The 21,930-nt window shown below is 49.4% G+C and carries 24 protein-coding genes and 2 tRNA genes; 9 read left to right on the top strand and 17 right to left on the bottom strand.

The genetic code is table 11. The annotated features are described in order from the left end of the window. Positions 1-4: 4 nt before the first annotated feature. Positions 5-676 (bottom strand): DUF2937 family protein, encoded by a 672-nt coding sequence (locus tag J2T58_RS02170; protein WP_253487089.1) that lies wholly within the window; start codon positions 674-676, stop codon positions 5-7. 99 nt (positions 677-775) lie between these two features. Here J2T58_RS02170 and J2T58_RS02165 point away from each other — a divergent pair, with 99 nt between their 5' ends. After that, a complete protein-coding gene (locus J2T58_RS02165) occupies positions 776-1,030 on the top strand; it encodes a hypothetical protein (protein ID WP_253487088.1) in 255 nt (84 codons plus the stop codon). 6 nt (positions 1,031-1,036) lie between these two features. Here the strand turns inward: J2T58_RS02165 and J2T58_RS02160 are convergent, their stop codons facing one another. Continuing rightward, positions 1,037-1,849: a CheR family methyltransferase gene (locus J2T58_RS02160; RefSeq protein WP_253487087.1), complete on the bottom strand. Its 813-nt coding sequence runs from the start codon at positions 1,847-1,849 to the stop codon at positions 1,037-1,039. A gap of 26 nt (positions 1,850-1,875) precedes the next feature. On the opposite strand from J2T58_RS02160, the gene J2T58_RS02155 reads away from it, so the two are divergent. From J2T58_RS02155 to J2T58_RS02145, 3 genes are all read left to right on the top strand, one after another. Further along, positions 1,876-2,358 (top strand): hypothetical protein, encoded by a 483-nt coding sequence (locus tag J2T58_RS02155; RefSeq protein WP_253487086.1) that lies wholly within the window; start codon positions 1,876-1,878, stop codon positions 2,356-2,358. Next, on the top strand, positions 2,355-3,998 hold the full coding sequence (gene ade, locus J2T58_RS02150) for an adenine deaminase (RefSeq protein WP_253487085.1): 1,644 nt from the start codon (positions 2,355-2,357) through the stop codon (positions 3,996-3,998). Before J2T58_RS02155 ends, ade begins: the two co-directional genes overlap by 4 nt. Positions 3,999-4,070: 72 nt before the next feature. Next, entirely contained in the window at positions 4,071-4,475 is a 405-nt protein-coding gene (locus tag J2T58_RS02145; protein ID WP_253487083.1) for a pyridoxamine 5'-phosphate oxidase family protein, read from the top strand. An 8-nt stretch (positions 4,476-4,483) separates the two neighbouring features. Here J2T58_RS02145 and J2T58_RS02140 read toward each other — a convergent pair whose 3' ends face one another. Further along, entirely contained in the window at positions 4,484-5,659 is a 1,176-nt protein-coding gene (locus J2T58_RS02140) for an argininosuccinate synthase (protein ID WP_253487082.1), read from the bottom strand. A gap of 172 nt (positions 5,660-5,831) precedes the next feature. On the opposite strand from J2T58_RS02140, the gene J2T58_RS02135 reads away from it, so the two are divergent. Continuing rightward, entirely contained in the window at positions 5,832-6,386 is a 555-nt protein-coding gene (locus J2T58_RS02135) for a hypothetical protein (RefSeq protein ID WP_253487081.1), read from the top strand. Positions 6,387-6,634: 248 nt separating this feature from the next. Next, positions 6,635-7,582, top strand: a complete 948-nt coding sequence (locus J2T58_RS02130) for a hypothetical protein (protein WP_253487080.1) — start codon at positions 6,635-6,637, stop codon at positions 7,580-7,582. Here the strand turns inward: J2T58_RS02130 and carB are convergent. The 8 genes from carB to J2T58_RS02090 all read right to left on the bottom strand — a co-directional run bounded on the left by carB (position 7,573) and on the right by J2T58_RS02090 (position 17,898). After that, positions 7,573-10,743 carry a carbamoyl-phosphate synthase large subunit gene (gene carB, locus J2T58_RS02125; protein ID WP_253487079.1) on the bottom strand — a complete coding sequence of 1,057 codons (3,171 nt, stop codon included), beginning with the start codon at positions 10,741-10,743 and terminating at the stop codon, positions 7,573-7,575. The genes J2T58_RS02130 and carB overlap by 10 nt on opposite strands. Beyond that, positions 10,736-11,797 (bottom strand): glutamine-hydrolyzing carbamoyl-phosphate synthase small subunit, encoded by a 1,062-nt coding sequence (gene carA / locus J2T58_RS02120; protein ID WP_253487078.1) that lies wholly within the window; start codon positions 11,795-11,797, stop codon positions 10,736-10,738. Before carA ends, carB begins: the two co-directional genes overlap by 8 nt. 167 nt (positions 11,798-11,964) lie before the next feature. Beyond that, a complete protein-coding gene (locus J2T58_RS02115; protein ID WP_253487076.1) occupies positions 11,965-13,425 on the bottom strand; it encodes a preprotein translocase subunit SecD in 1,461 nt (486 codons plus the stop codon). After that, positions 13,422-14,294, bottom strand: a complete 873-nt coding sequence (locus J2T58_RS02110; protein ID WP_253487074.1) for a protein translocase subunit SecF — start codon at positions 14,292-14,294, stop codon at positions 13,422-13,424. The genes J2T58_RS02115 and J2T58_RS02110 overlap by 4 nt, the downstream gene beginning before the upstream one ends. Positions 14,295-14,618: 324 nt before the next feature. Continuing rightward, positions 14,619-15,707 (bottom strand): carboxypeptidase-like regulatory domain-containing protein, encoded by a 1,089-nt coding sequence (locus J2T58_RS02105; RefSeq protein ID WP_253487072.1) that lies wholly within the window; start codon positions 15,705-15,707, stop codon positions 14,619-14,621. A gap of 221 nt (positions 15,708-15,928) precedes the next feature. Continuing rightward, positions 15,929-16,000: transfer RNA gene (locus tag J2T58_RS02100), tRNA-Arg, on the bottom strand. Between the two features lie 67 nt (positions 16,001-16,067). Continuing rightward, positions 16,068-17,087 (bottom strand): hydrogenase formation protein HypD, encoded by a 1,020-nt coding sequence (hypD, locus tag J2T58_RS02095; protein ID WP_253487070.1) that lies wholly within the window; start codon positions 17,085-17,087, stop codon positions 16,068-16,070. An 85-nt stretch (positions 17,088-17,172) separates the two neighbouring features. Further along, complete coding sequence (locus J2T58_RS02090; protein WP_253487068.1) at positions 17,173-17,898, bottom strand: radical SAM protein; 726 nt, start codon at positions 17,896-17,898, stop codon at positions 17,173-17,175. 91 nt (positions 17,899-17,989) lie between these two features. On the opposite strand from J2T58_RS02090, the gene J2T58_RS02085 reads away from it, so the two are divergent. Together J2T58_RS02085 and J2T58_RS02080 are read left to right on the top strand one after the other, a co-directional pair. Continuing rightward, positions 17,990-18,709 carry a sugar phosphate isomerase/epimerase family protein gene (locus J2T58_RS02085; RefSeq protein ID WP_253487066.1) on the top strand — a complete coding sequence of 240 codons (720 nt, stop codon included), beginning with the start codon at positions 17,990-17,992 and terminating at the stop codon, positions 18,707-18,709. A 221-nt stretch (positions 18,710-18,930) separates the two neighbouring features. Next, positions 18,931-19,002, top strand: a tRNA-Thr gene (locus J2T58_RS02080). Between the two features lie 608 nt (positions 19,003-19,610). Here J2T58_RS02080 and J2T58_RS02075 read toward each other — a convergent pair. From J2T58_RS02075 to J2T58_RS02055, 6 genes are all read right to left on the bottom strand, one after another. Further along, a complete protein-coding gene (locus J2T58_RS02075; RefSeq protein ID WP_253487063.1) occupies positions 19,611-19,739 on the bottom strand; it encodes a hypothetical protein in 129 nt (42 codons plus the stop codon). A gap of 67 nt (positions 19,740-19,806) precedes the next feature. After that, the gene (locus J2T58_RS02070; protein ID WP_253487060.1) at positions 19,807-20,010 is read right to left on the bottom strand and encodes a type II toxin-antitoxin system HicB family antitoxin; all 204 of its coding nucleotides are present in this window, start codon (positions 20,008-20,010) and stop codon (positions 19,807-19,809) included. Continuing rightward, positions 19,995-20,204 (bottom strand): type II toxin-antitoxin system HicA family toxin, encoded by a 210-nt coding sequence (locus J2T58_RS02065; RefSeq protein WP_253487059.1) that lies wholly within the window; start codon positions 20,202-20,204, stop codon positions 19,995-19,997. Before J2T58_RS02065 ends, J2T58_RS02070 begins: the two co-directional genes overlap by 16 nt. 193 nt (positions 20,205-20,397) lie before the next feature. Beyond that, positions 20,398-20,652 (bottom strand): type II toxin-antitoxin system RelE family toxin, encoded by a 255-nt coding sequence (locus tag J2T58_RS11190; protein ID WP_366518427.1) that lies wholly within the window; start codon positions 20,650-20,652, stop codon positions 20,398-20,400. Further along, the gene (locus J2T58_RS02060) at positions 20,653-20,859 is read right to left on the bottom strand and encodes a hypothetical protein (RefSeq protein ID WP_253487058.1); all 207 of its coding nucleotides are present in this window, start codon (positions 20,857-20,859) and stop codon (positions 20,653-20,655) included. It abuts the gene before it with no gap. 153 nt (positions 20,860-21,012) lie between these two features. Beyond that, positions 21,013-21,402 carry a carboxymuconolactone decarboxylase family protein gene (locus J2T58_RS02055; RefSeq protein WP_253487057.1) on the bottom strand — a complete coding sequence of 130 codons (390 nt, stop codon included), beginning with the start codon at positions 21,400-21,402 and terminating at the stop codon, positions 21,013-21,015. A gap of 264 nt (positions 21,403-21,666) precedes the next feature. On the opposite strand from J2T58_RS02055, the gene J2T58_RS02050 reads away from it, so the two are divergent. After that, positions 21,667-21,864, top strand: a complete 198-nt coding sequence (locus J2T58_RS02050) for a hypothetical protein (protein ID WP_253487056.1) — start codon at positions 21,667-21,669, stop codon at positions 21,862-21,864. Positions 21,865-21,930 lie beyond the last annotated feature (66 nt).

Genomic DNA, 21,930 nt, shown 5'->3' with positions numbered 1-21,930 from the left:
CAGATTATTTTTGGATATCAAGGTATATCCTGTAGAGATCGACGTTCTGCTGGTTGATGATGAAGTACATCTCCCTTCCGGTTGTAAAGACAACACTTGTCCGCTCTCCAGGTCCCGTTATCACTCCACCATCAAGTATTGCACCGGATTCGGCGTCACAGAGTGCATATCTGAAGGTGGCACGATCCGAAAAGCGTTCAGCTGTCACCTCAATACGGATCCTCCATGCCTGATCTGTCGGTACGGTAAATACTGTTGATATTCCACCCCGCCTCTGCTCCAGGGTTCCTATGGTGATCCATTCGGATACCCGGTCATCAGCAAAGCGTGCAGTACCGTAAGGCGCAGTTCCAAAGAGCGGGAGAATTGAACTGCCATCTCCTTCAGTTCTCGTAAACGATCCCTCCCTCCAGCGATCAGACTGCTGTGGAAGATAGATGCGTGGATAATGAAATGGATTTTCTACCAGCTGGATTGAAAAGGTTTCATAAACCGGAGGCTTTGGTTCTTGTTGTGCAAACTCCTGAAAAATCAATGGGGAGATTTGACTTTCATCCTTCTCTCCTGAATGATCGACAAATCCGGGTATCTGAATGCCAGGCTGGTTCGCCAGAATGCTGATGATCAGAACAACGATGAGTCCTGCAGCGAAGATGATAAGATCATCTTTTTTCATACAGATAATCCGATCTATATGGTAAAATTGTTTGTGATACAGACAGAGACAGGATCACGACATCGAAAGATTCTTTTGTATGAATGAAGTAATAAATTCATGGATATCCCGGTACTTAGGACATGGGTCATTTTCTATCTCATATCCTTTGTGGTTCTGCTCTTTGCCCTCTTCCTGACGTCACAGGGTGTCCTCCTCTGGATAAGTCTCTTCCTGGTCCTCGTTCTTATTGGAGTAAACTTCTTTACAATCTTTATTGAGATAAAAAGACGAGGGCAGAGACATACCAGGCTGAAAAATATTGCCCAGGTGGATGATCCTGAGTATAACCTTAATCAAAAGAAACTCTGGTGATCCTCGCTAAACATCATTTTTTATGAGGATCTTCTGGAGGGTATTATACTGGGAGAAGAGCCCTTCAACCTCACGGCCCAGATACTCAGTCTTTCCCATAACATAATACCCCCCGCTATTCAGTGCGGTATGAAAGGTACGTGCGAGATCGTTCTTCTGTTGTTCAGTAAAATAGATGGTAACATTCCTGCAGGTAACCATATCCACATACCGTGCGCCCGGGATTCCACTCATGAGATCATGTTTGCGGAAATGAATCATATCCTTGAGATGCTGCTTCACCTGAAACCGTCCATCGGGGAGCTCGGTAAAGTGACGGCGAATAGCAGCGGATCCGAGTTTATCCATTGATTTAGCTTCATATATTCCATCCTTTGCTTTCTGGAGGATCTTCTCGTCAATATCGGTTGCATAAATCGTACCACTGACGCCCCCCTTCCTTGTTGTCAGCTCAGAGAGGATCATCGCAAGGGAGTATGGCTCCTCACCTGAGGAACACCCGGCACACCAGATACGTATGCGACCATGATCGTTGAGAATCTTTGGTATGATCTCTTTTCTGATAATCTCAAATACTTCAGCATCCCTGAAAAACTCGGTAACATTAATTGTTAATGCATTTCTGAGGAGCTCCCATTCATCAGGATTATTATTGAGGTAACGGGTATAATCGTCATAAGTACCGGTTCCGGTCGTCCGCATGCGGGAGAGGAGCCGCCTTTTGATATACTCTTCTTTATAATTTGAGCATCGTACCCCGATGGTCTTTTCTATTAAATTTTTTATCTGTTTTAGATCATCCATGATTTCTATCATCATTATATTCCTTGTTCAAGGTCTTATAGATGATTGCAGTCACAGACATCTTTTTATTATATTTCTCTTCGATATCCCTTCCCCGACGACTCAGGATTATAATAATAGGAATCTTTATATTTATTGCTCTGCTAGTCATGATAATGAGAAAATGGATTCTTCTCGTTCTTATGGCAATCATCCCGGCTATTATCACCGCAGGGTGTCTGACCACTATGGGCGTCGAATCGGTAGCCTATGAGGATTCCGCCTTCGTCTTTCAGATACGTGAATCAGGTATACCTGATGACCTGATGGCTCTGATCATCATTCAACGGATTGACGGTCTGTTCCAGGAGGAAGAGGAGATAATCTACACACCCCTCAAACACATTCCTGGAGAGGATACTGTTACAATCGATACGCCACTCCCTGATGGTTTCTATAAAGCGCATATTATACTCTTTCAGGATGGAAAACGGTTGCATGGATATATAACAAACTTTCAAGTGGATAGTACGGAGCAGCCATGATCGAAGACCCGTTACAGGCAGATCTTGTCATACACAATGCCCGGATCTTCAACCCCTTCACCTGCGAATGGGATGACGAGACACTGGCAGTTCGCGATGGCGTTGTCCTCGGGCATGGATCCGAATATACAGGATCGGAAGAGATGGATCTTGGGGGTGCAAGAATCGTGCCCGGGCTGATTGATGCCCATGTCCATATCGAGAGTTCACTCCTTACACCTGCGGAGTTTGGCCGTCTTGTACTTTCTCATGGTACAACCACGGTGGTCGCTGATCCCCATGAGATCGCAAATGTTGCAGGCATCCGGGGAATCCGGGCAATGATGGATGATGCGGAGAGGACACCCCTTGATATCTTCTTCATGCTCCCCTCCTGCGTTCCAGCGACACCCCTCGACTCCTCAGGCGCTGTACTCAGCGCAGACGATCTTTCACCCCTTCGATCAGATAGACGGGTGATCGGCCTTGGTGAGATGATGAATGTACCGGGCGTCCTCTGTGGAGATCCGGAGGTCCTCAAGAAGATTGCCCTCTCAACCATTGTTGATGGGCATGCCCCCCTGCTCCAAGGGGCTTCGCTTGACCAGTATATCAGATCGGGTATCCAGAGCGATCATGAATGCATCACATCCCGGGAGGCAGAAGAGAAGCTTCGGAAAGGTATGTATATCTTCATGAGGGAAGGCGCAGCTGCACGGAACCTCCGGGATCTGGCACCAATAGCAAACTGCAGGACAGCACCCAGATGCGCATTTGCAACCGATGACCGTCATGCCGATATGCTGATGGATGCCGGATCAATCGATGACTGCATCCGAATCGCAATGGATAGCGGTATGGATGAGGAGGTGGCACTCAGAATGGCGACACTGACCCCGGCAGAACGATTCGGACTGCATGATCGGGGCGCTCTTGCACCAGGCCGGATTGCGGATTTTGTTGTTTTGGATCCGACTCCGGTCTTTCAGGTGGGAAGAGTATTCAAACGAGGGAAAGAGATCAGGGGTAGTACCTATACACCACCGGCTCCATTCAGGACCGAGTTCTCCTGCACCCTGCCTGAGAAGCCGGATCTGACTATCCACGGAACAGGACCTGCACGTGTCATCGCCATCATCCCCGGACAGATTACAACCAGTGAGGAGATCCATGATATCATCGGTGAAAATCTTCCGGATGCCCATAATGATATTCTCAAGGCTGTCGTCTGTGATCGATATCTCCGGCAGGGTTTCGGGCTTGGGCTTGTCCGTGGATTCGGGCTCACATCCGGTGCCCTCGCTATCAGTGTCTCACATGACTCCCATAATATTGTAGCGGTCGGTGCAGATGATGCGGATATCATATCTGCAATCAGGGTTGTTGCCACCCATAACGGTGCGATGGCCGTTGTGGCGGGGGAAAAGAAGACCGTCCTCCCTCTTCCCTATGGTGGTATCATGTCGGATGCCCCCTATCCCGAGGTGATTACAAAGCTCAGGGAACTGGAGAGAGAGGCTGAATCATCTGGTGCCATTGAAAATCCCTTTATGTACCTCTCATTCCTTGCACTGACGGTTATTCCTGAACTGCGGCTGACGGAGCGGGGCCTTTTTGATCAGAGGATCTTCTCGGATATTGATCTCTTCCTGAATACCTGAATTCCCCGGGAACAAGCACAACACTTATTTCCCAGTATGGATGAACAGTTCCAGAAAGAGGACTGAATAAAAATGGTACAGATTGATCAGAAGCTGAAGGACGCAATTGCAGAGGTGAAGATTCTTCCTCTCGCAACAGCATCCAGAGATGGAATTCCAAATGTTGTCCCCATGGGAAGCATATGGGTCATTGATGAAGAGACCATCTGGATTGCAGATAATTTTATGAAGAAGACTCTTGAGAATGTCCTTGAGAACCCACATGCGGCACTTTATGTCTGGAGCCAGAGTGTTGGAGGCTGTGTCCAGATCAAGTGTGATGTCACTGTTGAACAGAGTGGTGAGAATGTCGGGAAAATGCGGGCAATTCTCCATGAGAAGAAACCAAACCTCTCAGGGAAATCGCTCCTTATTCTGAAGGTAAAAGAGATATATGAGTGTGCCCCGGGCCCGAAGGCAGGGGAACTCCTCGGTTAACCCTTTTTTTATTTCTTCATCATCCGGGCCTGGAGGCCGAAGAATACCGAATAGCCAACCGCATGAGACTGATCAAGCGTTGTACTGTCAAAGGACACCAGATCATCAGAGTAGATGGCATCAGGTGATGACCGTCCTCGTATATGAACCCCGCCTTTATAGAGCCGGAGATCAACTGATCCATTGACACGCATCTGTGTTGTATCGATAAAGGCGTTTAACGCATGGTACAGTGGCTCATGGACAAGACCCATATAGGCAAGCTCAGACCACTTATCATCGACACCATGCTTGAATGCAAGTTCCTGCCGGGTCAGGACAAGCCGTTCGAGATCTTTATGGGCAGTGAGGATCACCGTCGCGGCAGGGTGTTCGTAGTTCTCCCTTGCTTTCAGCCCAAGGATCCGATCCTCCACCATATCGTTTCTTCCGATACCATGTCTGCCTGCTATCTCATTCAGACGAATGATGAGCGAGACACCATCCATCTCCTCACCATTTAAGGCGACGGGGACTCCTTCTTTAAATTCGATTGTGATATCTTCGGGGGTATCAGGTGCGTCCTGAGGTGCTATAGTCCAGTGGAAGATCTCATCAGGTGGATGATAGGCGGGATCCTCAAGCTTTCCACCCTCAATACTCCGGCTCCAGATATTTTCGTCGATACTCCAGGGTTTATCCTTCACGACAGGAACAGGTATGTTGTGTTTCTGTGCATACTCAATCTCCCACTCCCGGGTGAGATTCATCTCACGCATCGGTGCGATAATCTCATATCCATGCATCCTGAAGATGAAGTCGAACCTGAGCTGATCATTCCCCTTTCCCGTACATCCGTGAGCGATGGCGGTTGCGCCTTCCTTTTTTGCGATGGCGACAGTCTCTTCGGCTATCAGTGGGCGTGCAAGTGCTGTTCCCATCGGATAGCCCTCATATGCCCCGTTTGCCTTAATGGCAGGGAATATGTGGTTTGCAACAAATTTCCGGGTTGCATCGATGGTATAATGCGTATCAGCGATGAGCTTTCCCTTCTCTGTTGCCATTGTGACTTCTGCTTGTGGCTGGCCGACATCGACGGCGACGGTGACGACGCGATCAAACCCGTATCGCTCCTTTAAAAGCGGAACACAGATGGAGGTATCCAGTCCTCCCGAAAATGATAGTACAACGGTCTTCTCTGACATGATAAACACCGGTCTTCTGATAAATATGATCTCTCAAGAGCAATGAGTCTATTGAAAGGTTGAGAGATGAACAGATGGCAGGCTACGAAGCAAAAGGCTATCATGATGTTCTGTTATATATATAATAGCCATGGTGATTCCGGTGCGTAAAGGTGTTATTCCAATCTTTCTCATGATAGTAGCTGCGGTTCTTGTTTCAGGATGTATTTTTGGGTCCGGCCAGCTCAATCAGGTTCCACCACATATAATCGCTGCAACAGAGGCACTCTCGGATCTTGATCTCATCGAAGGAAGGGTGAACACCTTTGTGCTGGATGATGAGATCTGGATGATAAACCAGATATTATCGGAGATTGAGGAGATTCCTGAGGATGAACCGGATCTTGCAGCACAGTATCAGGCATACCGGACATGGAATGATGCGTTTGGATTGATGAGTCAGGTATTCAAGGAGGACTACATGATATACCAGTCACACCTCCGCCAGGCTGACCGATTATACGAGGATTTTAACTATATCGGCTGGAGGGATGAGATAATGAAGGCAAAGAATCAGGTCTCCCGGATGATAGAGAAGTCCATAGAAGCTGCATATATGATGGATACAATCCAACGAGATGCACTTCCGAAGCAACTGCATCCCGCTCTTGAGCAGTCACAAAGAGAAATGATGGAGATCGCTCATCAGGGTACAGTTCTTGAGAGCAGACTTCACCAGAAGCTATGAAACCTGTGAGGCGGGAGATGTCTGCAGTACGACAAACCGGTTCAAAGAGAAACTTCAACGTGATCCCGCTGATCAGCCTCTTACTTGTATTGACCTCATTGGCCGGGTGTCTGGGATCTGAAGATTTACCACATCCTTTCACAAAGGATGAGACGGACTATCACCTTCCTGATTCTGGGAACGCCGAAGTTGCCTCCCCATCAGATGTTACATGGTTTATCTCCCAGCTCCCTGCTGAAGACGAACAGATGGATACGGAGAAGAAGATAGCATTAAGAAACTCGGATACAGCCGAGGTCTATCGATGGTTCTATGGGGGCTCGTATTATTCATGGACGATGTATATCCCCGCAGACCAATACAATTACTTTGCCACCCTCCCAAGGGACAAACCGCACCCGGCCGACTATGTGATGTCCGATCGCGGACGGCAGGAACTCCAGGGTGTGGTTTCAGAACTCACCTCCCTCTCCAGCAAACAGGGCTTCAGTGAGGTCCAAAGAAGAGATTTTGTCATTGCCTTCGTCCAGTCCCTCCCGCATAACAGAGGGGGTTCAGTTCACGACTATGACAATTATCCAAAATACCCGATCCAGACACTCTATCATGGTGGGGGGGACAGCCAGGATACAGCAATACTGCTCGCTTCACTTCTAAGGCTCCTTGGCCACCAGGCAGTTCTGATTGAGACCCGGGATCATTATATGGTCGGCCTTATTGAGCTGGAAGCGCAACGCGAAACGAGAGACTGGGTCATCAGTCCAGAAGGTTATACTGTCATCGAATCGAACCATCCGGGTATCTCTATTGGTAGATTACCGGTTCAGTACCACCGGGCCATGAGCCGGCCGACCATTCATGTCCCGGCCAGAACTCCGGATATAACACTTCAGTACCATGCACGCCTTATCTATACTGATCAGGCATATGCCTACTATCAGGTGTATTGTACGATAACAAGCACAGGAACCGGGCCTGCCAATGATCTCCGGGTTACCATGACAACCCGGCCGACAGATGGATCATCCTGGAGATATGATGAGATCAGGACCGTCTCCACCATACCAGAGGGGGAGATGCGACTCGTTGAGGGGACCGTCAGAGCCCCGCGCAATGCAGAGGCTGAGATGATCGTTACGGTGGCCGGACCGGGGATATCTGAAAAGAAATATCCGGGTCAGGTTTTTTACACCTGATTTTTGAGATAGAAGCCGAGTGGTTCTATCGTCGTCTCATTCTTTTTGTATGCCTCAATTGCCATGGCGGCGGCATGTGCGGCAGATATTGTGGTTATATAGGGGATGCTGTAGTCCACAGCGATACGCATAATCTGATAGTGATCATGCCGGGAGTTTTTCCCTGACGGGGTATTGATAATAAGTTGAATCTCACCTTTTCTCATCATATCAATGACGTTTGGTGATCCCTCCTGGACTTTTCGGACGAGATGAACCTTTATCCCTGCCTGAGAGAGGAACTGAACGGTCCCGGCTGTACCATATAACTCAAGTCCAAGATCATGGAGCTTTCGGGCAATCGGAACGCTGACCTCTTTCTGGTCATCGTTGACAGAGATGAAGACACGCCCCTGAAGAGGGAGGGTATTGTCTGCGGCAAGGCTCGCCTTATAGAATGCCCGGCCGAAGTCATAGTCAATCCCCATCACTTCACCAGTGCTCTTCATCTCCGGGCCAAGGATGGCATCTACGCCCGGGAGTTTATTGAATGGGAGCAGAACCTCTTTTACTGCCACATGATGTATGTCGCGTTCGATGTACCCGATATCCTTGATTGTCTCCCCAAGCATGATTCGGGCCGCAATCTTTGCAAGCGGGATACCTGTTGCTTTTGAAACAAAAGGCACAGTCCGGCTTGCACGTGGATTTGCTTCGAGGACATACACGGTTCCATCCTGGATCGCATACTGAATATTGATCATCCCAACGACGCCGAGACCGACAGCAAGTCGCCGTGTATACTCACGAACAGTCTGGATCGTTTCAGCATCAAGTGACTGGGTAGGGATGACACATGCTGAATCTCCGGAGTGGACACCGGCTTCCTCGATATGCTCCATAATTCCACCGATGAGGACATCTTTTCCATCACAGACGGCATCGACATCAAGCTCGACGGCATTATGGAGGAAACGGTCAATGAGTACCGGATGCTTCCTGCTGACACGAACGGCCTCGGTGATATAGGTCTTCAGTTCGATCTCGTCATGGATCAGCTCCATTGCCCTGCCTCCAAGAACATATGATGGCCGGACAAGGACGGGGTATCCTATTCTGGTCGCAATCTGGATAGCTTCTTCTTCAGAATATGCAGAGCCGTTCGCAGGGCTTGGAATCCCGAGCTCCTCGAGGAGCAGGCTGAACCTGTCACGATCCTCGGCAACATCCATTGCATCAGGGGATGTTCCGAGAATTTTTGTTGACAGACCGAGACGCTGGATATCCTCATAGATCGGAATGGTCAGATTGACAGAGTTCTGTCCTCCAAACTGAACCATGACGCCATAGTAATCATCCTTCTTCAGGATGTTCATGATATCCTCAAGCTGCATCGGCTCGAAGAAGAGACGGTCAGATGTGTCAAAGTCGGTTGATACGGTCTCTGGATTATTATTGACGACATGAACCGATACACCCTGCTCCCTGAGGGACTGGATGGCATGAACCGTGCAGTAGTCAAACTCAATCCCCTGACCGATGCGGATCGGCCCTGAACCAAGAATGAGCACCTTCTTTCCGGGCTCATTGACGATCTCACACTCATCCTCCCATGTGGAGTAATAGTAGGGGGTGCTCGCCGGAAACTCGGCAGCACAGGTATCGACCATTTTATAGGTTGGTTCGCCAGCAATCTCTTCGATGACCGGAATTGTTTTTCCAGTCAGCCCGGCAATCTCTGTGTTGGAGAACCCATAAACCTTGGCGGATCGGATCGCATCATCGGAGGAGGAGGGAGAGAGGCTGGTTTCGATCTCGACGATATGGCGGATCTTTTCAAGGAAGTACGGCTCGATTGAGGTGAGATCATGTATCTCTTCAAGGGTAAGTCCTATCCTGAACGCATCAAAGAGTGTTGGGAACCGCTCATCGGTCGGACGTGAGAGGATCATCCGGATTTCGTCAGGGTTGCGGTGTGTTGTAACGTCAGTATCAATGGACCTGAGTGCTTTTTTGAAGCCCTCTTCAACATTTCTCCCGATGGCCATTATCTCGCCAGTACTCTTCATAGCAGTGGTGAGCGAGCGATCTGCGGTCTTGAATTTATCAAAGGGCCACCGTGGTACCTTCACCACAACATAGTCGATGGCAGGTTCAAAGGATGCGGGAGTGCAGCCGGTAACACTGTTTGTAATCTCATCGAGCCGTAAACCGATGGCGATCTTTGCACTCACCCTGGCAATCGGGTATCCTGTCGCCTTGGAAGCAAGTGCTGATGAGCGAGAGACGCGGGGATTTACCTCAATAATACGATAATCTCCATCTTTGAAGGCAAACTGAACATTACAGCCGCCCTGAACACCAAGAGCCCTGATTATCTTAATTGACGCTGTTCTGAGCATCTGGAACTGGTCGTCGCGGAGTGTGAGGATCGGTGCAACGACAACACTCTCACCCGTATGAACGCCCATCGGATCGACGTTCTCCATCCCGCAGATGATGATACAGGTATCCTCTGCATCACGCATCACTTCAAACTCCACCTCGTTCCAGCCCTTGACACTCTCTTCAACAAGAACCTGCCGAATCCTCGATTTCGAGAGTCCCATCTCGACGATCCGTCTGAGTTCGGCTTCAGTGGTCGCGACACCGCCACCTGATCCCCCGAGTGTGTACGCTGGACGAATTATTGCAGGGAGCCCGACTTCCTTTAATGCCTCTTCGACCTGATCGAGCCTGTTGACGATCATCGACTTTGGAACAGGTTCCCCAATGCGCCTCATCAGGTCACGGAACTTTTCCCGATCCTCACCCAGGTAGATAGCCTCAAGAGGTGTTCCAAGAATCTCGACACCCTCAAGTGCTCCAATCTCCGCAAGTTCCGCCGTGAGATTCAATCCGGTCTGTCCGCCAAGACCACTCAGGATACCATCGGGCCGCTCCTTTTTGATGATATCAGCGATAATCTCAGCCTTCAGCGGCTCAACATAGACGACATCGGCGGTCTCGGGATCGGTCTGAATTGTCGCCGGATTTGAGTTTACAAGGACAACAGATATCCCCTCTTCACGGAGGGCACGGCAGGCCTGTGTACCAGAGAAGTCAAATTCCGCTGCCTGTCCGATCTGTATCGGCCCTGATCCGATGAGGATTACTTTTTTGATATGCGGTAATTTAGGCATCCGGGATACTCCTGTAAATCTTGTCAAATATTGATTTTTCCAGATCCTGCGGGCCGCCATGGGCTTCAGGATGGAACTGGACACAGAAGATGTTCAGATAAGGGTCAGCAAATCCCTCAAGGGTGTTATCGTTGACATTCCTGTATGTCACGCTACTGCCCTCAGGAAGGCTCTCTGCATCGACAACATATCCATGGTTCTGGGTGGTGATTGAGACCGGACCATCGGGTCCACGTACCGGCTGATTTGATCCCCGGTGTCCGAACTTCAGCTTATAGGTTTCACCACCTAATGCAAGTGCGAGGATCTGGTTCCCCATACATATGCCATAGATTGGGAGTTCCCCGATGTAGGAGCGGACGGTTTCTATTGCCGCGGTCGCTCTCTTTGGGTCTCCCGGACCGTTACTGATGAAGAGTGCCTGAGGCCTGCAAGCATCAATCTCCTCTTTTGTAGCAGAATAGGGGAAGATATACACATCGGCATCCCTCCTTCTGAGGCTGACGACGATATTTTTCTTGACACCGAGATCCAGTATGGCGATTCTTTTTCCCCGTCCCTGGACCCTGTATGGTGCTTTGCACGTGACCTTTTCGATCAGGTCCATGGCAGAGATATCCGGCATCCCGCGTGCCAGTGCCACAGCCTGCTCACCATCGTCATCACCGACGATGAGCGCAGATTTCAGGGTTCCATGGAGCCTCGTTCTGATTGTCAGCATCCTGGTATCAATCCCTGAAATACCTTGTAAACCCTGCTCTTCAAAGAAGGAAATTAATGATGGGGTATGTTTTGGATATGAACAGACCTCACGCGTGATGCATCCGCGTGCATGAACAAGAGGGTTCTGAAAATTTTGAAAGTCGACACCATAGTTTCCGATCAGCGGATACGTGAACATGAGGAGCTGGCCGGCATAACTTGGATCAGTCAGCGCCTCCATGTATCCCGTCATCTGAGTGGTGAAGACAAGTTCTCCGGTGCTTGTTCCTTCAGCACCAAAACCTTCCCCTACAAAAAAGTTTCCGTCTTCAAGCCCTAAAACCGCCTTCATGAATGACCATATTCATTCTGTTATTATATGATATAACAGTGGTTGCAGGATCAACGGTTATTTTTCGCAAGGGATGAGTGTAGTACCGATCCTTCCGCAATTGTATGGTCGTTTAGATGAAAGAAGAGAGATATGCCTTTTTTCTCTATGCGCGATCAAAAAAATGATTAACGGGAGAGGATCGCCATGATGATCTTCCCATAGGCGGGCCGTGTTATCACGACACCGATGAGCACACCGAGGATGGTGATGATTGCAAAGCCACGGAGTGAGGAGAGGTCCATCAGGGCCAGCGGGAGCATCGCTATGATCATTGTGATGGCTGCAACAATGATGATCCCAAGTGCTCGCGAGAGCCGCTTAAGATAGACATTTGGTGAGGGAACCTTTCCTTCATGCAGCACCTCATCGGTGATGACGACGAGCTGATCAATACTCGTTCCAAGGACTGCAATCAGACCAGCGATGGCAGCAAGGTCGAGCTGGGTGAAGTACCGTGCGATACCAAGCAGGATGATGATCTCAGCGGTATTGATCGCAAGCATCGGGATGACGATACTTGGCTCACGGTACCTGTAGTAGACGACCAGCCCGACGGTGAGGAGAGCAACCAGTCCGGCGATGATGCTCATCATCTTGAAGTGTTCACCAAGTGCGGCTGATACCGAGCCTGAACCGGCGATCTGAACATCGACGGGGAGTGCGCCGGCTCTCAGATGAATCTCAAGGACACTTGCCCGGTTCTGGCCGAACTCTCCGGCTCCGGTTGAGGCATAGAGGTTTCTGACCTCCTCAACCTTCAGCCGTGCGGCCAGGTCAGGTGAGAGAGGGGCACTGTATACAATCTCACCATCAAGGAGCATCATGATCTCATGGGCTGCTGGATTATCAGTAGCTCCTGTCCGGATAGCACTCTCACGGAATGCCCGGGCTCCTTCAGGGCTGATGGTGAATGAGACACCCCACTGGTTGCTCCCCGGGGGTTGCTGTGTCGGAAGCCCGACACTGGTGATGCTGTCCCCATACAGGACATGCTCGGTCTCATCTCCAACGGTCTGGATACGGATGTCGAAACGACCCTGCTGGCCGACGATCTCCTGGGCGGTAACCATGTCAACGCCCGCAAGTTCGACCCTGATATAACGAGACGCTCCACCGAATGTTGTCAGGGTATTGACCTTCGCATCCCGTGTACCGAGCCTGTTGATCTTCTCCTCAAGGATCCGCTTGACTGTGTCTGCGGTCTCTTCAGAGACACCCACCTCGTATCGGGTTATCGTTGCGCCAAGAGAGGCAAATACCGGTTCCAGTTCTTCCCTGGTGAATGGTTTACGAATCTCAACGAGGTCCGGCTCAACCAGATGTACTTCGGCATCCAGCTCCCGCGTTAGACCCTGCACAAGAGTTTCAGGGTTCTCCCTCGTCTCAAATGTCACCAGCTGTGCCTGATACTCCAGCTGAATCCATGATCCCCCTTCGAGATCAAGGCCAAGCTGAATATTTCCTTGTACCCCTTTGTCAAAGGCGGGGGGGATCAGGTAGATCGAAGCCAGTGCGAGGACGATGGCAACAACCATCACGATGACACGCCAGTCCTGCATGACCTTCTTCATTTCATCTCTCTTCATCGTGGCAACACCCCCTTTGCACGCCCGCTCTGAACATACCATTTCAGAAGGCCTGCATTAAACATCCAGGTGATTATGAGATCGACGATGAGACCGATGAGAAGGACGGTTGCTATCTGCATGATAATCTCGATCTGGCCAATCCAGGAGACGACAAGGAGGGCTGTGACAGCCGAGAGTGTCGTCGTCGTCATAATAAATCCGGTTCTGAATGCATTCTTCAGCTTATCCTCAAGTTTCCCCTGGCGTTTGAGTACTCTTGTGGTCAGAAGAATGTCACTGTCCACCGAGTACCCGATCAGCATCAGGAGCGCCGCAGTTGTTCCAAGTGAGAGTGGAAGGCCGATGATATCCATAATGGCTGCAGTTACCAGAATATCTCCAAGCCCGGCAAAAACAACCGCAATTGATGGGATAACAGATCGGAAGGCAATAAAGACGATGATCGACATCCCGATGAACGAGAAGAGGAGCGCTATTAATGCCTGCTGCTGGAGGGTCTGGCCGAAAGACTCGCCGATCTGATCAACCTTGGCGTCCGGGTATCGTGCTGCGATATCACGGGAGAGTGACCGGAACAGTTCGTCATCCATCGGGCCAAACCTGATGTAGTTGCCCCTGTTCAGTCCTTCGCCAATACTGATCAGGGGATATGCTGCAAAGTACGCTTCAATCTCTTCTGCTGAGTCGTCGGTCAGAACCGTAACTGCGGTTCCCCCGGCAAAATCGATACCGAGGTTCACGGGAACCCCGGTCATCATATAGTTCCCGCCTATAACAAGCAGCGCTATGGCAAATATGGCGAGAGGTATCGCCATCATCTGCTTGGGGGGATATTTATTTACAAGATCGTACAGGTCAAACCCCATAGTGTCTGTACGATATGATCCAATCGCATAAAATAATGGCTATAGAGCACCCAGGAGGGTGATTGTTTCACAAGATAGCAGGTCTGATCGGGTTGTGGACCTCCAGTTCATAAAGAAGCAGCAGTATGTCCATGTCGTGATATAATGGTATTTGAGCTACATATGGAATACAGAGGGCTCGAAAAAATAAGTACAGGAAGAACGCCCACCCATGGTATGATCCCACAGTGGTTCTAAAAGAAAAAAGTCAAGGGGAAACTTGCCCTTTCCTTATCTCATTCTGAGCAGATTTGTGTTCTTTTCTTTTTTGCAACGTTCAGGAGATCAATAGGTTACCCATATCAATTCATTAATTGGTGTCCAGGCAAACTTCCATCCTTTTCCGATCGCAAACTTGTAAACTTCGGTGTAATAACCCTCCCACTCCATCACGGCATGGGCGGCGATGACGATGGAGTCGTTTAGTTCTGATATATCAACTTCAATCACACCTGATGATCCTGTGGCAGGATCAAAGGAATCCTTGTACATGAACTGCCCGGGAATCGGGTTACCGGGAACGGCGTTCCGGCCACGGCCGGGTGTTCTTGGAATGTCATCTGCTGAATTTGCTACATGGAGATGATACTCCGTTAGACCCCACTTAACGGCATAATCCCCCATGATAACCGGATCTTCATTAGTTCCAAGGGCTTCATAGGTCACATAGAGTTTTCCGTTGTCATCATCGACATTCAGGTATCCGGCAAGATGGTTCTGCCCGGCAAAGAGCGGGTACTCTTGAGGCCCTTCACCGACATCGTAGGTGACATAGGTTGCCCAGTTGCCTTGAGAGACAAAGCGTGTTTCACCAGGATTTTCCTGGGCGGCCCAGGCGGTTTCATCGCCTTTGAAGAGTTTGGGCTTATTCTGTAAGGAGATGAACTTTGGGCAGCCATTTCCACATGGACAGTACCAGGGAATGGTAACTTCATTATCACCCTCCGCACCGGTGAGTAGTGTCCAGTACGGATGCCCTATCTCGGTTACACGGTAGTGTCCCACAGGGAGATCATCAAACCGGTAGTAGCCCCTATCATCTGTTATTTGGGAATAATTGGTTTTTCCGAACGTTTTGGTATCGTTATTCCAGACCTCCAGCACAATTGTAAAGCCGGGAAGACGGACTCCGGCTGAACCCCATCCTGTACAGTGTAGATTCTTCAATCCCACAATGCTGTGAGACACTTTCTTTTCAGGGCTTTCAAGGAAAGATAACGTAAAAAAGCTAATCTCCTCTTGCTGGCACTCAAAATAATCATTCCATGATTGAGAGTCTTCAACCAATAATCGATCGAAATCAGCTCCTGCCACCGGCACTGCCAACAGCATAAGAGTAATCAATACCCCTATAATCACGCATTCTTGCTTCATGCTATACACCTTTTTTATAAAATATACAATATATTATAAATTTAAATAATTTTCCCTGCAAGGCTCAGTGAAATGAATTTTGTATTACTCTTTGGAAGATGAGTTCAATCGTTAACTGAAAGGAACAATATGCATATGAACAATCTCAAGTTGTTTGAAAAAACCAAAAAAAATACGAGCGAACAACTATTTACTAAAAGGGGGGGTTGTACCCCAAAATACGTCCCGGCCGGGACTTGAACCCGGGTCAAAAGCTCCGGAGGCTTCTAGGATATCCGCTACCCTACCGAGACATCTGGATATACCGGGAGTGCCGGTTATCGCCTACTTAGTTCTATGTAAAAACAGATAAGGATATCGTTATCTATGATACTGATGCCAGATCCGGCAGGCACCCTCATGAGAGACCATACATGGCCCGACCGGGGATCGCGGGGTGCAGGCGGTTCCATACAATGGACAGTCGGTCGGCTCGGCGAGGCCCCGGAGGAGACGGTCGCAGATGCAGGGGGAGCGATCCTCGATATGTGGGATCGTCATCTCGAACCGCTGTAATGCATCATACTCCTCAAATCGTGGCTTTAATGCCAGACCGGAGCCCGGGATGACCGGGAAGCCTCTCCATGCAATATCTGAGGGAGAGAATACCTCGTACATCAGCTCTTTTGCCTTTTTGTTCCCTTCCCGTGTCACTGCGCGTGGATAGGCATTCTCAACCTTCGCTTCGCCTGCATTAATCTGGGCAACAAGCATGTAGAGGCCAAGGAGAAGATCCTCTGCATCAAAGCCTGCGACGACCTGGGGGACCGGGAACTTTTCATACTCCTCATATCCCATGACTGCGCAGACATGGCCGGGGAGGATAAAACCATGAAGGTCGGCTTCTCCCTGATCAAGGAGCCATTGCATCGCAGGGGGAACGAGCCGGTGGCAGCAGAGGATGCTGAAATTCTCCGGTGGTTCCTGAAGGAGGGTGGCAGCCACAGTCGGGACTGTCGTCTCAAACCCGACTGAGATGAAGACAACATCCTTGTCAGTGGTTTTTGCGATCTCAACTGCCTTATGAATCCCCTGGACAATCCTGATATCCCCATCTGCGGACTCAAGTGATCCCTTGGATCCCGGAACCCTGAGGAGATCACCATACGTTGTGACGATGCACCCTTCTGCTGCAAGATCAATAGCAACATCAATCTCCCCCTGGGGAGTGATGCAGACAGGGCAGCCCGGCCCCATCACAACATTCAGCTGCGGAGGCAGGACGCTCCGGATACCATGTTTTGCAATCGAGGCTTCATGTGTTCCGCAGACATGCATGATCCGAAGATCCGAGGTGACCAGGTCTTTCAGTCCGCTGATGATCTCTCTCCCAACCGCCATAAAAACTCTCACATAGTATTCTCACTGATGGGCAGAAAAGGTTGTGGGACGGGATCCGGGGCGGGGGTGGTGATCCCGACAATTCTCAGATGATGTATGTTTCACTGAAGCACTCCCTGAAAAACCGGCATATCCGGTGGAGATCGTCCTTTGGCATCCCTCTAACCCATGGTTCGGCACCCTGCCGGTGGAGGCTGTTTAGATGGATCCGATCCGGATTAATCCGGAGTGCGGCATCCCTGAGGAGATGGAGTTCATCATTTCCGGTATTGATCTCCGGAACGAGAAATATCTCAAGCCAGATTATGCCGCGAAACTCTCTTCTCAACTGAATAAGGCCGTCTATCATCTGTTCGGGCGTGAATCCAGGTGCCGGGCGGTTGATCATCTCAAAGATATCTGTGGTGACGGCATCAAGGGATGGAAGGATGAGATCAGCAGCGATGATCTCCTTCCTGATTTCTGAATCTGCAAGGAGGGTGCTGTTCGTCAGAACCGCTATTTTGTATTCAGGGTGATGCTCTTTGAGATGGGTGATTATCATTCCGATACCAAGGTGGAGGGTCGGCTCGCCTGTCCCGCCGAGGGTGATATAATCGAGGAGAGGATTTCCGGCAAGGAAGTGGTCGAGTTCCAGAAGTACCTCACTCACCGGGACATAGTGTCCCCTTGTACTGATGATATGACGGGTGGTGCCGCACTCGCAGTAGACACAGTCAAGGGAGCAGATGTTGTCTGGTACAAGGTCAATCCCAAGAGATCTCCCAAGACGACGGGACTGTACCGGACCAAAGAGATGTTTGTATCTCATCTGATACGGGTACTTGGTGGCTGGTGTTGATACATCTATCCGGGCATCGCTGATCCCACACTTTTATCACCGAATCTATTGATTGAAGAGTATGTTCTCGGTCTCAACGTACTGCCTGCATACACATCCTCTCTCTTACGCACTTGAGAGGCTCTCTGAGATCACCGATATGATCGAGCTGATGGATGACGGGCTGCATTATATCAGCTCTTCCGAGATACTTGAGTCATATTCATTCGATTACTCAATTCATGCGCCTGCCCGTGGTGTAAATATTGCATCACTCCTTGAACCGATACGACGGGCGAGTGTTGAAGTGATTGATGATTGCTTCGCAATCGCCGCGGAGGTGAATGCAGATGTTATCATTCACCCCGGCTATTTTGCATGGGTGGCGGAGCGGGGGGCTGCGGAGGAGCAGTTTGCCAGATCACTCAGGGAGATCACCGAGGCCGCTCTCCAACGGGGTGTCACATTCTCTGTTGAGAATATGGGCAACTGGGATTACTTCTTTCTCCGGACACCTGATGAGATCCCATTGCTGCAGGGCGCCCCTCTCACCCTTGATATCGGCCATGCCCATCTGAATGCCTGCCTCCCGGGTTTTCTCAAACACTCGTTTGTTCATATTCATATCCATGATAATGATGGGGTGAATGATGCACATACCGCAGTCGAGACCGGAACCATCGACTTTACGGAGGTCTGCCGGGCAGTAAACCGTGAGGGTATCACGCCTGTGATCGAGGTCGAGACGCTGGAAGGCGTCCTCTCAAGCATCGAGACGCTCAGACCGATGCTCAGAGGGTGAGGTTGCAGGATATGACACGGGTGCGAGCAGGGCGAAGGAAAGGGGTTGGGTTTATAAAAGCGTCCTCGAATCGTATCGCAGAGGAGAGGGCATTCCGGAAAGTATTAAAGGAGAACTCGCCAACTATGTAATGCAATCTGTCAGCGGTTGCCTGATGACCTGCCTGAAAATGGCTCGCTCATTGGTGCGATAAACCATTGCAGCAATTATGCAGACAGGATGCCTCGGTGGCATAGCGGTATCGCGCTTCCTTGGTAAGGAAGAGGTCGCGGGTTCGATTCCCGCCCGAGGCTTGCTTTTTGGCCGTTTTTTGAGAGTCGGGGGCCATATTGCCACTATTAATATCGTTTCGTGCCATATTTTTTTTCTAGGCTCTTTAATCGCTCTATCGAAGAATCGGGATGCCTTAAAGCCTGCGTTTTTTAGATATGCGTGATTTTCCGGATCGATCGTTAGCGTGATCTGTTTTCTAATACGGTTATGAATAGGACATTTTGCCGTTTTAGCCATTTTAAAAACTCCGTTTCTCTTGTACTTGCATGCACTTGCACTATGATCCGGGATCCCTTTTAAAGAGATAGCAACAAAAAAACGGATCCGGATCCCGGCTGGAGGGGTCGATGGGAAAAAAAGGTGAGTATGATCATCAGTATGGCCTATACATCATACTGTACTGTACGATACTTTACTTTGTACTAGAGAGAGATCTGGCTGAAGAATCTGTAGAGAAAAAGAAAGGGAGTAAATCCCCCACTCAAATTCTGCTTCCTTAAAATTTAGCGAACTGCTATTCTCCTTCACGATCCTCGAATGTCTCATTAAACTCTGTGTCTGTTTTTGCCACTATATCGATCTCGATTTCGACAGAAACTCTCGGCTCATCCCCCGCTGAAAATTCCGTTTATAGCCGGGATCTTTTACCAGCTGTGCAAAGAGTAATGCCCATGCCACTGCCAGCGGCGCCGGGCCCACAGAGGTGCAGGGTGGATGGAAGGCCGTGCCGGATCGACATCTCTCTTACAGATGCCACATTAATATCCACCAGCGGCAGGGCCACCTGGATCCGTTACTTAGGTAACTTTTCGGGAGCGGTCATACTAGTACCCATGAAGCAGAAGAAGGGCTTCAGAGATAGGGAGACCATCCTCTTTTAAACCTTGAATATGAAACGCGATCGCCTCATGCATCTGTTCTTCCGCTTCTTCACGAGTCTTTCCAGTTGCCACACAGCCGGGTAGATCCGGTGAGTATGCAGCGTAGTTTGTCTCAGCCTTCTCAATGACAATTAGAAATCTGTGCATAATTTACCCTCCTTTAACCCTGCTTGTTTCCAGATGCTATTCAAGGTACCGGGCGAAAGTATATCAGACGGTTTACCTGGGATTGTTATCCTGCCAGGTAATACAGGATGTTTGTATTGCCGGTGACTAACACGGGTTGATACAAGATACCATCCTTGTGCTTCTATCAAGTGTATAACCTCACGTACTTTCATACTTTCTCCCTCCGCATCCCAGCCCGCCGGATCAGGGCGGCACCTGCGATCTTTGGGGGTTCTGAATATATTGGCAGTGAAGGTCGAACCTGCGATCCTTTACTGCACCGTGAAACCTCGCGTTCCTCCGATTACATGCCGGGAATTATGATACAATATAGAGGACTGGCTCAGACATCTCTTGCCATTGTGGTCAGTAGATATTCGAGCGTTTCCCGATCTTTATTATGCCGATAATTTTCACTTCCGTATCTGCTTCATAGAGTATTCTGTAATCTCCAACCCTGATGCGGAAGATCTCTTCTTTTGTTCCCTTGATTCGTATAGCACCACGGGGCACAGGATTCTCTTTGAGTTTCTCGATTTTCGCGAAGATCCGGCTTCTGCTTTTATGTGTGATATCATTCAAAAAATTATAAGACTGTGAGGAGAACCTGATCAGATACATTCAGAGACCCAGTCCATTTCTCACTTCGGATTCAGAGAGCAGCTGCCCTTTTTCCTTTTCCTTCCGGTATTTCTGGAGGAAGATATAATCTTCTTCGGTTAGGATAGAATCTGGATCGATCATATTAGATTTGATCTTTTTGATCTCCTTTTTCAGAGTATCTATCTCTTTTTTCATATCCTCCATGGAGATGGATTCGGAGCTCATATCAGGATACTATTCCTCTATAAGTAGTAAAATTTTTTGTAATATGGTATCACCTTGCTTTGTGGGAAAAGCATGTATCCTTACAGCAGCTTCAAGGACTGGCTGATCTGTGATGGGGATAGTGCCATTGATTCATAGGCGAAAGGATGGACCTCACCCCGTCTCCCCCTCATCCCGACCCCTGAAAACCTCCTTTGCCGCCGCCATTCCATTGAGGGCAGCAGGGAATCCTGCATACACCGCCATCTGTATGATGACCTCACGGATCTCGTCCCTCGTGCAGCCAACAGCAAGTGCCATATCAATATGGGCCCTGAGCTGGACCGGGGCTGTACCGAGAGCCGTAAGAGCGGCAACAGTCGCAAGCTGGCGTGTTCGGAGATCGAGTCCGGGGCGGGAGAGCACATCACCATACGCAAACGCAACTGTCATTCTGGTGAGATCAGGTGACATATCATCCAGTTGATGAAGCATCGCCTGCACCGATTCGCCACCCATCTTCTCGAGTTGGGCAAGGCCTTTGTCGTATCGTTCCTCTGACATCAGAATGATGAATGCCACTTGTGGACAGATAAAAATATTCGGATCTTCTGATACCTTCTTATGGCAGCATCCTCGAACAATGATGCAATGAATATCCCAGACAGCCTATATGCATTCGACAATGCCCAGAGCTATTGATTTTCTATGGTGTTCAGATTGTACTCACCGGATTTGGTACTACCGCAGAATGATCTGAGGTACTGGTCATCATTGTTTGTACAAGCACAGGGGCGTTCACCAAATTATTTACTAGTATGAGATCAGATGAACGATCTGATCATGTCGGATAGAGAGGTGTATACATATCTCATCACAGGCCTGGTTCTGCTCCTCATCGGTCTCCTCGCCCCAATACTCTACTCCTTTATCCCTGAGCACCTTCAGGAGCCGATCACCTTTGTCGCTTTCTTCTTAACTCTCTTTATTGTTGTTTTTGTCGCAATCGGGCCAAGAGGGGGCTGACATCTGAGTCATCCTTTCGGCTGATGGAAGGTCCGGTATGGATCGGTGTACCAATCTCATAGAGGC

The sequence above is a fragment of the Methanocalculus alkaliphilus genome, assembly GCF_024170505.1.
GTDB classification, from domain to species: domain Archaea; phylum Halobacteriota; class Methanomicrobia; order Methanomicrobiales; family Methanocorpusculaceae; genus Methanocalculus; species Methanocalculus alkaliphilus.
This window is presented reverse-complemented; position numbering and strand designations above follow the sequence as displayed.

Coding starts and splice junctions, on each gene's coding strand:
- J2T58_RS02145 (WP_253487083.1), top strand. CDS start 4,071: ATGGTACAGATTGATCAGAAGCTGAAGGACGCAATTGCAGAGGTGAAG.
- J2T58_RS02055 (WP_253487057.1), bottom strand. CDS start 21,402: ATGTCAGAGGAACGATACGACAAAGGCCTTGCCCAACTCGAGAAGATG.
- J2T58_RS11190 (WP_366518427.1), bottom strand. CDS start 20,652: ATGTATCTGATCAGGTTCTCCTCACAGTCTTATAATTTTTTGAATGAT.
- J2T58_RS02065 (WP_253487059.1), bottom strand. CDS start 20,204: ATGAAAGTACGTGAGGTTATACACTTGATAGAAGCACAAGGATGGTAT.
- J2T58_RS02165 (WP_253487088.1), top strand. CDS start 776: ATGGATATCCCGGTACTTAGGACATGGGTCATTTTCTATCTCATATCC.
- carA (WP_253487078.1), bottom strand. CDS start 11,797: ATGAAGGCGGTTTTAGGGCTTGAAGACGGAAACTTTTTTGTAGGGGAA.
- J2T58_RS02060 (WP_253487058.1), bottom strand. CDS start 20,859: ATGAGCTCCGAATCCATCTCCATGGAGGATATGAAAAAAGAGATAGAT.
- J2T58_RS02170 (WP_253487089.1), bottom strand. CDS start 676: ATGAAAAAAGATGATCTTATCATCTTCGCTGCAGGACTCATCGTTGTT.
- J2T58_RS02115 (WP_253487076.1), bottom strand. CDS start 13,425: ATGAAGAGAGATGAAATGAAGAAGGTCATGCAGGACTGGCGTGTCATC.
- J2T58_RS02085 (WP_253487066.1), top strand. CDS start 17,990: ATGTTCTCGGTCTCAACGTACTGCCTGCATACACATCCTCTCTCTTAC.
- J2T58_RS02130 (WP_253487080.1), top strand. CDS start 6,635: ATGGATACGGAGAAGAAGATAGCATTAAGAAACTCGGATACAGCCGAG.
- J2T58_RS02160 (WP_253487087.1), bottom strand. CDS start 1,849: ATGATGATAGAAATCATGGATGATCTAAAACAGATAAAAAATTTAATA.
- carB (WP_253487079.1), bottom strand. CDS start 10,743: ATGCCTAAATTACCGCATATCAAAAAAGTAATCCTCATCGGATCAGGG.
- J2T58_RS02105 (WP_253487072.1), bottom strand. CDS start 15,707: ATGAAGCAAGAATGCGTGATTATAGGGGTATTGATTACTCTTATGCTG.
- hypD (WP_253487070.1), bottom strand. CDS start 17,087: ATGGCGGTTGGGAGAGAGATCATCAGCGGACTGAAAGACCTGGTCACC.
- J2T58_RS02070 (WP_253487060.1), bottom strand. CDS start 20,010: ATGCACAGATTTCTAATTGTCATTGAGAAGGCTGAGACAAACTACGCT.
- J2T58_RS02050 (WP_253487056.1), top strand. CDS start 21,667: ATGAACGATCTGATCATGTCGGATAGAGAGGTGTATACATATCTCATC.
- J2T58_RS02135 (WP_253487081.1), top strand. CDS start 5,832: ATGATAGTAGCTGCGGTTCTTGTTTCAGGATGTATTTTTGGGTCCGGC.
- J2T58_RS02155 (WP_253487086.1), top strand. CDS start 1,876: ATGATTGCAGTCACAGACATCTTTTTATTATATTTCTCTTCGATATCC.
- J2T58_RS02140 (WP_253487082.1), bottom strand. CDS start 5,659: ATGTCAGAGAAGACCGTTGTACTATCATTTTCGGGAGGACTGGATACC.
- J2T58_RS02110 (WP_253487074.1), bottom strand. CDS start 14,294: ATGGGGTTTGACCTGTACGATCTTGTAAATAAATATCCCCCCAAGCAG.
- ade (WP_253487085.1), top strand. CDS start 2,355: ATGATCGAAGACCCGTTACAGGCAGATCTTGTCATACACAATGCCCGG.
- J2T58_RS02090 (WP_253487068.1), bottom strand. CDS start 17,898: ATGAGATACAAACATCTCTTTGGTCCGGTACAGTCCCGTCGTCTTGGG.